Origin of the sequence: Streptomyces phaeofaciens, from assembly GCF_014648915.1 — a bacterium.
GTDB lineage: Bacteria > Actinomycetota > Actinomycetes > Streptomycetales > Streptomycetaceae > Streptomyces > Streptomyces phaeofaciens.
Window position 1 is genome coordinate 35,052 of sequence record NZ_BMSA01000002.1, and the last position, 13,394, is coordinate 48,445.

Annotated in this window: 10 protein-coding genes and 1 riboswitch; of the genes, 5 read left to right on the forward strand and 5 right to left on the reverse strand. The window is 71.8% G+C overall.

What is annotated here, in order from left to right; translation table 11 throughout:
* Window positions 1-359 precede the first annotated feature (359 nt).
* Window positions 360-1,652 (forward strand): ATP-binding protein, encoded by a 1,293-nt coding sequence (locus IE275_RS03650; RefSeq protein ID WP_229870082.1) that lies wholly within the window; start codon window positions 360-362, stop codon window positions 1,650-1,652.
* Complete coding sequence (locus IE275_RS03655; RefSeq protein WP_189707455.1) at window positions 1,649-2,389, forward strand: LuxR C-terminal-related transcriptional regulator; 741 nt, start codon at window positions 1,649-1,651, stop codon at window positions 2,387-2,389. Before IE275_RS03650 ends, IE275_RS03655 begins: the two co-directional genes overlap by 4 nt.
* A gap of 85 nt (window positions 2,390-2,474) precedes the next feature.
* Here IE275_RS03655 and IE275_RS03660 read toward each other — a convergent pair whose 3' ends face one another.
* On the reverse strand, window positions 2,475-3,557 hold the full coding sequence (locus IE275_RS03660) for a C40 family peptidase (protein WP_189707457.1): 1,083 nt from the start codon (window positions 3,555-3,557) through the stop codon (window positions 2,475-2,477).
* Between the two features lie 503 nt (window positions 3,558-4,060).
* Between IE275_RS03660 and IE275_RS03665 the strand changes: the two genes are divergently transcribed.
* Window positions 4,061-4,414 carry a hypothetical protein gene (locus tag IE275_RS03665; protein ID WP_189707459.1) on the forward strand — a complete coding sequence of 118 codons (354 nt, stop codon included), beginning with the start codon at window positions 4,061-4,063 and terminating at the stop codon, window positions 4,412-4,414.
* Here IE275_RS03665 and IE275_RS03670 read toward each other — a convergent pair.
* Both IE275_RS03670 and IE275_RS03675 read right to left on the reverse strand, forming a co-directional pair.
* Entirely contained in the window at window positions 4,392-5,378 is a 987-nt protein-coding gene (locus tag IE275_RS03670) for a tellurite resistance/C4-dicarboxylate transporter family protein (protein ID WP_189707461.1), read from the reverse strand. The two genes, IE275_RS03665 and IE275_RS03670, sit on opposite strands and share 23 nt — an antisense overlap.
* A 363-nt stretch (window positions 5,379-5,741) precedes the next feature.
* Window positions 5,742-6,899, reverse strand: coding sequence for a C40 family peptidase (locus IE275_RS03675; RefSeq protein WP_189707463.1), 1,158 nt, complete (start codon window positions 6,897-6,899; stop codon window positions 5,742-5,744).
* Between the two features lie 8 nt (window positions 6,900-6,907).
* Window positions 6,908-7,069, reverse strand: a riboswitch (cyclic di-AMP (ydaO/yuaA leader).
* 244 nt (window positions 7,070-7,313) lie between these two features.
* Here IE275_RS03675 and pcrA point away from each other — a divergent pair.
* Window positions 7,314-9,809, forward strand: a complete 2,496-nt coding sequence (gene pcrA / locus IE275_RS03680; RefSeq protein WP_189707465.1) for a DNA helicase PcrA — start codon at window positions 7,314-7,316, stop codon at window positions 9,807-9,809.
* A 51-nt stretch (window positions 9,810-9,860) separates the two neighbouring features.
* Here the strand turns inward: pcrA and IE275_RS03685 are convergent, their stop codons facing one another.
* Complete coding sequence (locus IE275_RS03685) at window positions 9,861-11,399, reverse strand: M23 family metallopeptidase (protein WP_229870083.1); 1,539 nt, start codon at window positions 11,397-11,399, stop codon at window positions 9,861-9,863.
* 193 nt (window positions 11,400-11,592) lie between these two features.
* The gene (locus IE275_RS03690; RefSeq protein WP_189707467.1) at window positions 11,593-12,477 is read right to left on the reverse strand and encodes an esterase/lipase family protein; all 885 of its coding nucleotides are present in this window, start codon (window positions 12,475-12,477) and stop codon (window positions 11,593-11,595) included.
* Window positions 12,478-12,967: 490 nt separating this feature from the next.
* On the opposite strand from IE275_RS03690, the gene icmB reads away from it, so the two are divergent.
* Window positions 12,968-13,384, forward strand: coding sequence for a coenzyme B12-dependent isobutyryl CoA mutase small subunit (icmB, locus tag IE275_RS03695; protein WP_189708660.1), 417 nt, complete (start codon window positions 12,968-12,970; stop codon window positions 13,382-13,384).
* The last annotated feature ends 10 nt before the right edge of the window (window positions 13,385-13,394 follow it).

Here is a 13,394-nt window from a genome sequence, read left to right on the forward strand (position 1 = left end):
CTGGTCGCCCGGGCCTCGCTGTTCTCCTTCTCCCCGTTCTCCTTCTCCTTGCGCGCCCGCCCGCTCGTGCGCGCGCGGTTCCTCACCTGCGTTGCCGGGTGTGCCGGGGGACGGGGTGGCCGCGTCGGGCGCGGTGTCCCCGTCGGGCACGGCGTCCGCGGCGTGCTGGTGGTCTGCCATGACTCCATGGTGGCGGGCGGGCGGCCCCGGCGGCAGTCGGAATGACCCTGGTCGGACCCTGATATCGGCCCTGATCCAGGACCGGGGAGGCGTTCGACGTGCGCCGGCGTCGAAGATCAGGGGCGTCTCGGGGGCGAACCCTGATGCCCGGGCCGGTCGGCTGTGTGAGCATCGTTGGCATGCCGGAAGCCGCAGCAGCGCCACTCGTCGAACCGCGGCCGCCGCGCAAGCTCTACCGCAGCAGCGACGGACGCTGGCTGGGTGGCGTGGCGCGGGGGCTCGCCGGGCATCTCGGGCTGCCCGTGGTGTGGGTGCGGCTCGTCTTCGTCGGCCTGTTCATGGCGGACGGCCTCGGTGCCCTGCTGTACGCGGCCTTCTGGTTCTTCGTGCCGCTCGGCGTCGGCGGGGTCGGCGACCAGAAGCCGCCGTCCCTCGTCACCACCGAGGCCGCGCCCGACGGCCGCCGCAGACTCGTCGCGCGCAAGCCCGACAAGGGGCAGATCGTCGCCCTGCTCCTCATGGTCGTCGTCGCCATGGTCTTCGTCGGCAATGTGAACCTGGGCAGCGGCGCCAAGGCGTATCTGCTGCCCGCCGTGCTCGTCGGCGCCGGTGTCGCCCTGGTCTGGCGGCAGGCGGACAACGCCCGCCGGGCCCGCTGGGTCGAGGTCGGCCGCAGACGCCGCACGCTCACGCTCCTGCGGGCCGGCGGGGGTGTTCTCCTCGTCACCGCCGGTGTCTCCGGCATCTTCGTCCTTCAGGGCTCCGCAGCTCACCTCGGTTCCGTCCTCCAGGCCGCGCTCGCCGTGCTCGTCGGGATCACGCTCCTCGCCGGGCCCTACCTGGTCCGGATGACCCAGGACCTCTCCGAGGAACGCCTGATGCGCATCAGGGCCCAGGAGCGCGCGGAGGTCGCGGCACATGTGCACGACTCGGTGCTGCACACCCTCACCCTGATCCAGCGCAACGCGGAGAACGCGAACGAGGTGCGCCGTCTCGCCCGCGCCCAGGAGCGCGACCTGCGCACCTGGCTCTACAAGCCCGAGGGCACGGGCAAGGAGGAGGCGGACGAGCCGACCACGGTCGCCGACGCGGTCCGGCGCAACGCGGCGGAGGTCGAGGACAAGCACGGTGTCCCGATAGAGGTGGTGATCGTGGGCGACTGCTCGCTCGACGAACGGGTGGGGGCACAGATGCAGGCCGCGCGCGAGGCGATGGTGAACGCCGCCAAGTACGGTGGCGAGGGCGGCGCCGTACAGGTCTACGCCGAAGTCGAGGGCAGGACGGTCTTCGTGTCCGTCCGGGACCGCGGTCCCGGCTTCGACCTGGAATCGATACCCGCCGACCGCATGGGCGTCAGAGAATCGATCATCGGCCGCATGGAGCGCCACGGCGGCACGGCGCGGCTGCGGGCGGTCCCCGGCGGCGGCACGGAGGTCGAGCTGGAGATGGAGAGGGCGGAGGCCACAACATGAGTGACCCGACCGAGGCGAACGGGACGGCGGGGGCGGCCGAAGGAGCCGAGCCCGGCCAGGGCGACGGCGCGAACGGGCGCCGGGTGCAGGTGGTCCTGGTCGACGACCACCGCATGTTCCGCACGGGCGTACAGGCGGAGATCGGCCAGACCGAACAGACGGGCGTCGAGGTGATCGGCGAGGCGGCGGACGTCGACCAGGCGGTCACGGTGATCACCGCGACCCGGCCCGAGGTGGTCCTCCTCGACGTCCATCTGCCGGGCGGCGGCGGGGTCGAAGTGCTGCGCCGCTGCGCCCCGTTGATGGCCGACGCCGAGCGGCCGGTGCGTTTCCTCGCCCTGTCCGTCTCGGACGCGGCGGAGGACGTGATCGGTGTGATCCGGGGCGGCGCCCGGGGCTATGTCACCAAGACGATCACCGGCACCGATCTGGTCGACTCGATCTTCCGGGTGCAGGAGGGCGACGCGGTGTTCTCGCCGCGCCTCGCCGGGTTCGTCCTCGACGCCTTCGCCTCCACGGACGCCCCGCCGGTCGACGAGGACCTGGACCGGCTCACCCAGCGTGAGCGTGAGGTGCTGCGTCTCATCGCCCGTGGGTACGCCTACAAGGAGATCGCGAGGCAGCTCTACATCTCGGTGAAGACGGTCGAGTCGCATGTCTCGGCGGTCCTGCGCAAGCTCCAGCTGTCCAACCGTCACGAGCTGACCCGGTGGGCGACGGCGCGGCGACTGGTGTGAGCGAGGGCGCCGCGCCGCCTGTCGCGGGACCGCCCTCCTCACGGCAGGGGCCGTCCTTCGCACAGCGCCCGGCCGGTCCCGCGTCTCACACGACGCGGGTCGCCCCCGCGAACGGCATCTCGTCGATCGGTGCCACGCGGACCGGGGCCGAGGGGTTGGGGGCGTGGATCATCTGGCCGTTGCCGATGTAGATGCCGACGTGGGTGATGCCGGAGTAGAAGAACACCAGGTCTCCCGGGAGGAGCGCGGAGCGGGAGACCCGTCGGCCGGCGTCGATCTGGGCGTAGGTCGTGCGAGGCAGGGAGATCCCGGCCGAGCGGTAGGCGGCCAGGGCCAGCCCCGAGCAGTCGAAGGCGTCCGGGCCTGTCGCGCCCCAGACGTAGGGGCTGCCGAGCTTGGCGTAGGCGTAGGACACGGCGGCCGCGGCGCGGGAGGTGGGGGCCCCGGCCGTGGCGGAGCCGGGCGGCGAGAGCGTGTCGCGGGCGTCCGTGGTGCCCCGGGAGGCGCGGCCCGCCGTCGTGCCGCCGGGGCCGGTGCCCTCCGTGATCCGGTCCCGGTCCGCCGCGGTCAGCTGCTCCAGCATGCGGCGGGCCGCGTCCAGCTTGCCGGTGATCGTCGTCTTGTGCTGCTTCAGTTCGGCCCGGCGGGTTCTGAGCGTGGTCAGTTCGAGGCGGGCGGCGCCTCGCAACTGCTCGATCTCCCGCAGCTGTCGGCGGACACGGTTGACGGTGGCCGACTGCCGGTCGCCGGCGCGTTCGGCGAAGGCGGCGCCGTCGAGGTACTGGTCGGGGTCGTCGGAGAGCGCGAGTTGCACGGCGGGGTCGAGCCCGCCGTTGCGGTACTGCGCCGCGGCCATCGAACCCAGTTCCTCCCGGGCCGAGTTGAGCCGTTCCTCCTTGCGGGCCGCCTCGTCCCGCAGGGTCTTCAGGCGCTGGGCGGCGGCCGTGGCCTTCTCCTGGGCGCCGTTGTACTTCTCGGTGGCGTCCTCCGCCTCGCGGTACAGCTGGTCCACCTTGGCCTTGACCTGCGCGGGGGTCAGGTTCGGCTCGGCCTGTCCGGTCCCGTCGAAGGCCGTCGCCGTCGCCGCGCCCGCGAGGGCGAGTGTGAACGCCGTACGGGCCTTCTGGCCGCCGAGCGAGCGCTGTCGGGGCTTGCGGTGCGCTGCCACCTGGGACTTGCACGTCCTTTCGTACGACCGCCTCGTCCGTACGGGCGTCAGGCGGACCGACGAGGTCGGCCCGACCGACGGCGGTCAGCGGGTCCACGGCCGTCGGGTGAGCGGACGGACGGCCACGGGGGGTGTGGCTGACGCGTCCGGCGACGGCCCGCACAGGGGGAGCGGGACGCCGCCGGACCTTCTCGGCGGTGGTGGCCGACTGCCGCCCCTGGCCCGGGCGGCTGTGGGGAGCCGGTCACCTGGGGGAGGACGCTAGGCCCGTCTGTGTCGGCTTGGTAACGCGATGTACGGAAATGGCACGAGTGGACTGCCGACTGACCGTATCTGCCCAGGAATCCGGACCGGGGCCGTCGGCTTCACAGGGTGCGCTGACCGAAGCGGCGATTCCGGGGTGCCCCGCGGCGCAGGGCTGCTATGGAACGCATATATGCGGGTGCGGTCGGAGGAGGGGCGGTGTCGGGCGGTCCGTACCCGGCTGGCTAGCATCCGGCCTCATGGACGTACTCATCCATCTCTTCGTCGGCCTGCACATCATCGGTATCGCCGCGCTGCTGGGCGGCTTCCTCACACAGCTGAAGGCGATGGGCCGCGGCACGGCCCGCTTCGTCCCCGCGATGCTGCACGGCGCGGCGACGATGCTGGTCACCGGCGTGATCCTGGTCGGCCTCAACCAGGCGGACGACCAGACCGTCAACAACGTCAAGATCGGCGTGAAGCTGGCCCTGCTGATCGTGATCCTCGGCCTCGTCTACGTGAAGCGGGACGACGAGAAGGTGGAGAAGCCGCTGTTCGCCCTGGTCGGACTGCTGACCGTGGCGAACGTCTTCATCGCCGTGCTGTGGACCTGATCGACTGTCGGGCCTCGGCCACCGCCATGGCGGCGACGACCAGCCACGCCGCCGCCGCGACCCACAGCAGCACCTTCCCGGTCCCCTCCGGCCACGCGAGCTCGAGGGCCGTGGAGACCGCCGTCATCGCCGCCGCCGTCATCCCCAGCGGGAAGACCGTCGCCCACCGCCGCACGTCGTAGCGCGGGCGCGGCCACCCGATCTCGGCGACGAGCAGGACGGCGTACCAGCACAGCGCGAGGACCAGCAGTGCCACGGTCACCTTGCGCAGTACGTCCATGTCGTCGACGTTCCACAGGTACAGCGCCGGGCTGTCGGCCGCGACGAGCCTCGCGCCCGCGAGTGCCGAGACGGCGAGCGCCCCGCCCGCCACCCAGTGGTCCCCGGCGCCCTCGGTCACCTGACGCCAGTCGAACCGGGCCAGCATCAGTACGTAGAGCACCAGCCCCAGCCAGAACAGCACCAGCGCGGCGTGCGCCGGCCATGCCGTGGCCTCCGCCGCGGCCACGGTCGCCGCGAGCACCGCGAGCCCCTGCGTGGCCACACAGCACAGGAAGACCTCCCCGGGCATCCGCCGCGACCAGTTCCCCATGACGCGCAGCAGCAGCACCGGCCACAGCACCGCTGCCAGCGCCAGCAGCGCCTCGGCCAGGGTCTGCCAGCCGAGCGCCGAGACCCGGGTCCCGAGGACGGTCGTGGCGGCCACGGCGGTCAGCCCGCCCGGTGTGGCCGCCTCCGTCAGCCAGCGCTCGCGCTCGCCCACCAGCCGGACGGCGAAGTCCACGCCGAGCGCCACCCAGGCGGCGCCGGCCAGCGCCAGCAGGACGCGGGAGAGGGTCTCGTATCCGGTCAGGTGCAGTCCGACCGACAGGATGCCGGTCGCCAGCACGGCGGCCCCGGCAGCCGGGGGACGCTGCGCCCACCAGGCACGAAGGGAGAGGGCGGGGGAGGGGGAGCCGGACATGCAGCCGATGCTAGGGAGTGCGGAGCGGCTTGCGCGGGGGCACGCGCGCGGGGGCGAGGAAATACGCGCGGGCGTACGCAGACGGGTGCGGCGGCGAGGGGTGCGGCGGCGAGGGGTGGGGCGCGCGGCGGGTTCCGGATGCGCCCGGCGCGACACGGCCTGCACGCCACGCGCAAGGGTGAGCAGATCACGCTCCCCGGGGTCCCTCAGCCGCCCCTACGGACCCTCACGCGCGTGTGCCGCCAGAACTGCCCGCACACGCGCGTACCGCGCGCCCAGCGGGCCGCACACGCGCGTACGGGCACACAGCGGCGCCCGTACCCACGTGCCTGGGAAAGAGGGCCTATGCGCGTGTGCGGCGGATCAGGCCGGCCGGACCACGCTGTGGATGCCCGACTCGCCGTCGTAGTAGATCGACTCCTCGCGGACGTACGCGCCCGGCTTCGGGGCGTGGATCATCATGCCGTTGCCGATGTAGATGCCGACATGGCTGACGTCGTCGTAGAAGAAGACCAGGTCACCGGGGCGGGCGTCGGCGAGGGAGACGGTGGTGCCGGCGTTCACCTGGTCGTAGGTGGTGCGCGGGAGGGTGACGCCCGCGGCCTTCCAGGCGGCCTGGGTGAGGCCGGAGCAGTCGAAGGAGTCGGGGCCGGTCGCGCCCCAGACGTAGGGCTTGCCGATCTGCGAGCGGGCGAAGGCGAGGGCCTTCTCGGCCTTGGTGGTGTACGAGGCGTCCGGGGCGGGCGACGAGGACGACGTGCCGCCCGCGTCCGAGGAGGTGCCGCCGCTCTCCTGCTGCGCCGCCTGCTCGGCCGCCTGCCGCTGCGCGAGCTCCGCCGCCTTGCGGGCGGCCTCCTCCTGCTTCTGCTGCTCGATCGCCGCGAGCCGCGCCTTCTCCTGGGCGGTCAGCTGCGACAGCAGCTCGCGCGCGTCGCCGAGCTTCTTCTGGACGGTCGCCTTGGCCGTCTTCAGGTCGCTCTGCGTGTCGGTGAGCGCGGCCAGGCTCTCGCCGGCCTCCCGGCGCTTCTGCATCGTCGCCGACTGCTCGGTGACGTAGTCGTCGACCGCGCCCTTCTGACGGTCGGTCATCCGGCCCATCAGCTGCGTCTGGTCGAAGTAGTCCTGCGGGGTGTCCGCGAGCAGGAAGGTCGCCGTGTCGGGCGCGGAGGCGCCGGTGCGGTACTGGGCGGCGGCGAAGGAGCCCAGCTCCTCGCGTGCCTCGTTGAGCTTCTGGGTGCGCTGGGCGACGTCGTCGAGGAGGCCGTCGACGCGCTTGCGCTGTTTGGTCGTCTTCTCCTTGGCGGCGTTGTACTTCTCGGTCGCCGACTCCGCCTGGCGGTAGAGGTCGTCGACCTTCTTCTCGACCTCCTCCAGGCTCGGCCTGCCGTCGTCCGACGGGGCGGCGTTCGCCGACTGGGAGAGCAGGGCCACCGACGTGAGGGCGGCGGTGGCGAGAGCGGGCGTGCGTATGCCCGCCACGCGTGAACCGGTGGAGCGCGGCTTGCGGTGCTGCGACGCCAAGGGAGGCGACTCCTTCCATCGTCCGCCTACCGGGTTAGCTGTCGGGTTCGGGCGGATGGTTCGGAAGGGTTGCCCTACGGCCCGTTCCCCGGAAAGGGGTCGGGCCGATTCACCCCAGAGTCTCGGTGGGTCCCCGGCTCCGGCTGCCGCGAAGGGGGCGTGCCGGACTCGGCGGAGGCCGCGCGGCCCGGCGAGGTTCGCCGGTGGAGGTCGTACGGCCTGCCCGGCACGGTAGCCAACTCGTGTGGCGCGTGTGAAGGTTGATGGGCGATATGCCCGATACATTTTCGTGACCTGGGCCAAACGCCGCCCGGCTGGTCACGTGTTGTGATAGGGCAGCCCCGGAAGGTGAGTGGCGGGATGTTTCGGGGACGGCGGCCGGTTGTCAGTGGCGCCCCCTAGACTCGGAGAGCGATGAGCAGCCTCTTTGACGACAGCTTCCTGGCGGACCTCCAGGGCCCCCGTGCCCACGCGGAGGAGACCCCGCCGCCGCCCGAGGATGATCACGCTCCGGAGCCGCTTCCGGACGATCTGTTCGGCGGGAAGTTCGACGTGCCCCCGGACCGGGACGCCTACTACCGCGACGGCGCCCCGCGCCCGGCGATCGACGCGGCAGCGCTCCTGGAGGGGCTGAACGAGAACCAGCGGGCGGCCGTCGTCCACGCCGAGACCCCGCTGCTCATCGTCGCCGGCGCCGGCTCCGGCAAGACGCGCGTGCTCACGCACCGCATCGCCCACCTCCTTGCCGAGCGCGACGTCCACCCGGGCCAGATCCTCGCGATCACCTTCACCAACAAGGCAGCGGGCGAGATGAAGGAGCGCGTCGAGCAGCTCGTCGGCCCGCGCGCGAACGCGATGTGGGTCATGACGTTCCATAGCGCGTGCGTGCGGATCCTGCGGCGCGAGTCGAAGAAGCTCGGCTTCACCTCCTCCTTCTCGATCTACGACGCCGCCGACTCCAAGCGCCTGATGGCCCTGGTCTGCCGTGACCTGGACCTCGATCCCAAGCGCTTCCCGCCGAAGTCCTTCAGCGCCAAGATCAGCAACCTGAAGAACGAGCTGATCGACGAGGAGGACTTCGCCGCCCAGGCCACCGACGGCTTCGAGAAGACCCTCGCCCAGGCGTACGCCATGTACCAGTCCCGTCTCCGCGAGGCGAACGCCCTCGACTTCGACGACCTGATCATGACGACGGTCAACCTGCTGCGCGCCTTCCCCGACGTCGCCGAGCACTACCGCCGCCGCTTCCGGCACGTCCTGGTCGACGAGTACCAGGACACCAACCACGCCCAGTACGCCCTCGTGCGCGAGCTGGTCGGCACCGCCGAGCACCCGGTGGACGTACCGCCCAGCGAGTACGACCTCCGGCCCGCCGAGCTCTGTGTCGTCGGTGACGCCGACCAGTCGATCTACGCCTTCCGGGGCGCGACGATCCGCAACATCCTCCAGTTCGAGGAGGACTACCCGAACGCGACGACGATCCTGCTGGAGCAGAACTACCGCTCCACGCAGACGATCCTGTCCGCCGCCAACGCTGTCATCGAACGCAACGAGTCCCGCCGCCCCAAGAACCTGTGGACCAACGCGGGCGCGGGCGCGCGCATCACCGGCTACGTCGCCGACACCGAGCACGACGAGGCACAGTTCGTCGCCGACGAGATAGACCGACTCACCGACGCGGGCGACGCCAAGGCCGGTGACGTCGCGGTCTTCTACCGCACCAACGCCCAGTCCCGTGTCTTCGAAGAGATCTTCATCCGCGTGGGCCTGCCCTACAAGGTCGTCGGCGGTGTCCGCTTCTACGAGCGCAAGGAGGTCCGGGACGTCCTGGCCTACCTGCGCGTCCTGGCCAACCCGGAGGACTCGGTCCCGCTGCGCCGCATCCTCAACGTGCCCAAGCGCGGCATCGGCGAGCGCGCCGAGGCGATGATCGACGCACTGTCCCAGCGCGAGAAGATCAGCTTCCCGCAGGCGCTCAAGCGCGTCGACGAGGCGTACGGCATGGCCGCGCGCTCCACCAACGCCGTGAAGCGGTTCAACGTCCTGATGGAGGAGCTGCGCACGATCGTCGAGTCCGGCGCGGGCCCGGCCACCGTCCTGGAGGCGGTGCTCGAACGCACCGGCTACCTCGCCGAGTTGCAGGCCTCCACCGACCCGCAGGACGAGACCCGCATCGAGAACCTCCAGGAACTCGCGGCCGTGGCGCTGGAGTTCGAGCAGGAGGCCGGTGAAGGAGAGGGCGCGGCGCCCGTCGGGCTCGCCGCCTTCCTGGAGCGGGTCGCGCTCGTCGCCGACTCCGACCAGATCCCCGACGAGGACGAGGACGGCTCCGGCGTCATCACCCTGATGACCCTGCACACCGCCAAGGGCCTGGAGTTCCCGGTCGTCTTCCTCACCGGCATGGAGGACGGCGTCTTCCCGCACATGCGCGCCCTCGGCCAGACCAAGGAGCTGGAGGAGGAGCGCCGCCTGGCCTACGTCGGCATCACGCGCGCGCGGGAGCGGCTCTACCTGACGCGGTCCGCGATGCGCAGCGCCTGGGGGCAGCCGTCGTACAACCCGCCGTCCCGGTTCCTGGAGGAGATCCCGGCGACGCATGTGGACTGGAAGCGGACGGGGGCGACCGCGCCCGTGTCCTCCGGTCCGGTGTCCGGGGTCGCGGCCTCGCTGTCCTCGTCCCGTTCGCGGTCCTCGGCCGCCGGTGCGTCCGGCTTCGCGACCCGCCGGGGGGCGGCGGAGAAGCCGGTGGTCTCGCTGGCCGTCGGCGACCGCGTCACCCACGACCAGTTCGGGCTGGGCACGGTCGTCGGAGTGAGCGGCACGGGAGCCAACGCGGAGGCGACGGTCGACTTCGGCGACCCCAAGCCCAAGCGGCTGCTGCTGCGGTACGCCCCGGTGGAGAAGCTGTAGCCGAACGAAATGAGCCCCCACCTCGACGGCGGGGGCTCATGAGGAAGGCGTCTATGTCGGGTCGAGCCCGTGGCTGCGCAGCCACGACAGCGGGTCTATGGCCGAACCGCCGGCCGGCCTGACCTCGAAGTGCAGGTGCGGGCCGGTGGAGTTGCCGGAGTTGCCGGAGTACGCGACCGGGTCGCCGGCCTTCACGGTCGTACCGGAGGCGACGCGGTAACTGGAGAGGTGGCAGTACCAGGTCTCCGTGCCGTCCTTCGCCGTCAGGATCAGCATGTTGCCGTAGGCGCTGTTCCACTGCGTCCGTACGGTGCCGTCGGTCGCCGCGACCACCGAGGTGCCGTAGGCCACCGGGAAGTCGATGCCGGTGTGCTGGGACATCCAGTTGATGCCGGCCTGGCCGAAGTAGGCGCTGAGCCCGCGCTGGGCGACCGGCAGGGCGTACTTGGGGCGCAGCCGCTCCTTGCGGGCGGCCTCGGCGGCCGCCTTCTTCTTCTCGGCCTCCTGCTGCGCCTTGAGGTCGATACGTTCCTGCGTGCGGCTGACCCGGTCGCCGAAGTCGTCGGCCTCGGCGCTCAGGGTTTCGAGCTGCGCGTCGAGTTTGTTGTTGGCGGCGGACGGCTTCACGGCCTGCGCGTCGGAGGCGGACGCCGTGGTGTCCTTGTCGTCACCGCTGTTCAGCGTGGAGACGGAGGCGGCGGCGATCCCGGCGACGCCCATCACACACACGGAGGGGACGGCCACGGTCAGCAGCGCGGAGCGCCGCGCGGGCGGCCGGCGGCGGGAGCGGCTCGCGTTGCGGGCGGCGGCGCGGGAGGAAGGTACCGGGGCGACCTCCTCCTGCTCGTCGAGGAGGGGCGGCTCGGAGAGGGCGGGCAGCTCGCCGGTGGCGGCCGACTCGCCGTCGTCCGAGGCGGGTTCGTCGTAGCCGACCTGCTCGAAGGTGGCGGTGGCCTGCTGGTCGAAGGGGACCTCGGCCGGCTGCTCGTACTCGTCGGCGGCACCGGCGGCCGTGGCGCTCTCGCCGCCGTCGGAGTTCCACTGCGTGGCGTCGTACGCGCCCGTGTCGAAGGCCTGCGTGCCCCATTCCCAGTGCTGGGTCTGGTCGGCCGGGCCACTGGACGGGTCGGGCTGGAGCCAGGCGCTCGCGTCCCAGTGACCGCTGGTGTCGGTCGTCGTGCCCTGCGGCGGGATCACGGCCTGCTGCGGGACGTCGCCGGACCAGCCGGTCGTCTCGTACGCGCCCGTGTCGTAGGCGGCGTGGTGCTGGGCCGCGTACGGGTCGTAGTTCAGGGTCTGGTGGCTGCCCGTGTCGGGGTTCTGGTGGCCGCCGGTGTTCCACTGCGCGTGGTCGTACGAGCCGGTGGCGGAACCGTCGTCCGGGAGGCTGCCGAACAGGGGGTCGGCCGCGAACTGGCCGGTGGTGTGCGCCCCGGCGTGGAAGGTGCCGGTGCCATAGCCGTTGTCGTACGAAGTGAAGCCGTCGTACTGGGCTTCCGCTTGTGTGCCGTACGACGTGTAGGGCGCCGAGTCGGCGTCAGAAGCCGGGGTCGGGGTGGTCATGATCCCCGACGGGTGACGGTCGTTCACCAACTTCTCTTTCGCCGACAACAGGGGCTGCCAGAGCAGTGCGGCGACTGTACCCGTCGGTATGCGGGCACGACAATCTTCCGCAGGTTTCGTGCCCGAGGGAAAGGGGCATTCGGCCCTGTTTCGGGGAAGGGCGGGCACGGGTTTTGGCTCTATGTTCGAAGAGTGTTCGACGTTGGAGGGGTCGGGACCGTCACGCGACCGTCAGACCGCCCGCGGACGGGGCCGTCGCCGCGTCCTCCGGAGCGGCGTCGAGGGCCTGTCGTATGCCCGCCGCGACCGCCGGATGGACCGGCAGGGCGAGATGTCCGATACCGGTCACCGGGATGTTCTGCGCCAGCAGGTCGGGGTGGTCGATCCGGGCGGTCTCCAGCGGGTCCATCACATGGTCGAGGTCGCTCCAGAAGCTGACGAAACGCGTACGGCAGCCGGGCGCGGGCCGGGACAGCTCCTCGATGACCGCCGAGCCGGGACGCATCTGGCGCACGATCGGATGCGCGTTCGCCAGCGGCACCACCCGGGTGCCGGAGTGCGGGGTACCGAGAGTGACCAGCGTCCGCACCCGCACGTCACCGCCCAGCCGCTGCGCGTAGTAGCGGGCGATCAGGCCGCCGAGGCTGTGCCCGACCACATCCACCCGGCTGCTGCCGGTGCGCGCACAGATCTCCTCGATGTGCCGGCCGAGCAGCTCGGCCGCGGTGCGGATGTCGCAGGTCAACGGGGAGTAGTTGAGCGACTCCACCCGATGCCTGCCGTGCTGGGCGAGGCTGCGGCGCAGCAGCACGAACACGGAGCGGTTGTCGATGAAACCGTGCAGGAGGACCACCGGGGGCGGGGCCTGCGTCGGCAGCCGGGCCGGATCGTCGCCGCCCTCGCCCGCGGGGAGCGCGGCCCGGCGCTCCTGGGCGATGCCGGACGGATAGAGGAGGAGGTGACCGGCCAGGATCGCGATCTCCAGGGCCGTCGCCTTCAGCAGCGCCGCGGAGAGCCCGGCCAGTCTGCCCGGCGCGGCCGGCAGGCTCGGCATCAGTCGCTGACACAACGGGAGAAAGGGCTCCAGCGCCCGGGTGACCTGCATGGCCGACCTCCTGTCGGCACACGGACGACAGCTCCGTCCCCCGTGTGCCCTCGTGGAAGTCGCGGCCGAGGCCGGCCCGGGCACGACCGACGTCCGTGGAGCGAGCCCGGTGGGTGACGGGCGCCGGACGTGCGCACCCCTTGCACCGTCGACGTGACGAGGGTCCCTGGCGACCGGGCTCCCCGCCGTCGTGCCTTGCCTGCCCTGCGTACCGATCGTGCCTGTACCGATGCGCCGTACCGCCGCGGCGCGCGGCCTGCGGCGCGGCGGTACGGCGACCTCGTGCGGCTCCCGTGTGCGGCCGCTCCTCCGTGGCGCGGGGGAGCAGTGCGCGGTGAAGTTGTCCCAACGTGTGATTTCCCCCTCGGTCCGCACCATGAAACTGCCGGTTGCGGGATGCTGGAGATAACGTTCGTTCACTTCCCCGGGCGATGTGGCGCGGGGTGGCCTGGCCATCGAGGATGGACGGAGTCGGTTCATGGAGGCAGTGATGGGTGTGGCAGCCGGTCCGATCCGCGTGGTGGTCGCCAAGCCGGGGCTCGACGGCCACGATCGCGGGGCCAAGGTGATCGCGCGGGCGCTGCGCGACGCCGGTATGGAGGTCATCTACACCGGCCTCCACCAGACGCCCGAGCAGATCGTCGACACGGCGATCCAGGAGGACGCCGACGCGATCGGCCTCTCCATCCTCTCCGGGGCGCACAACACGCTCTTCGGCGCCGTCATCGAGCTCCTGAAGGAGCGGGACGCGGCCGACATCCTGGTCTTCGGCGGGGGGATCATCCCCGAGGCGGACATCCCGCCGCTGAAGGAGAAGGGCGTCGCGGAGATCTTCACCCCCGGGGCGACGACGGCGTCGATCGTGGACTGGGTCCGCGCGAATGTGCGGCAGCCGGCCGGAGCCTAGGGCCTCTCTT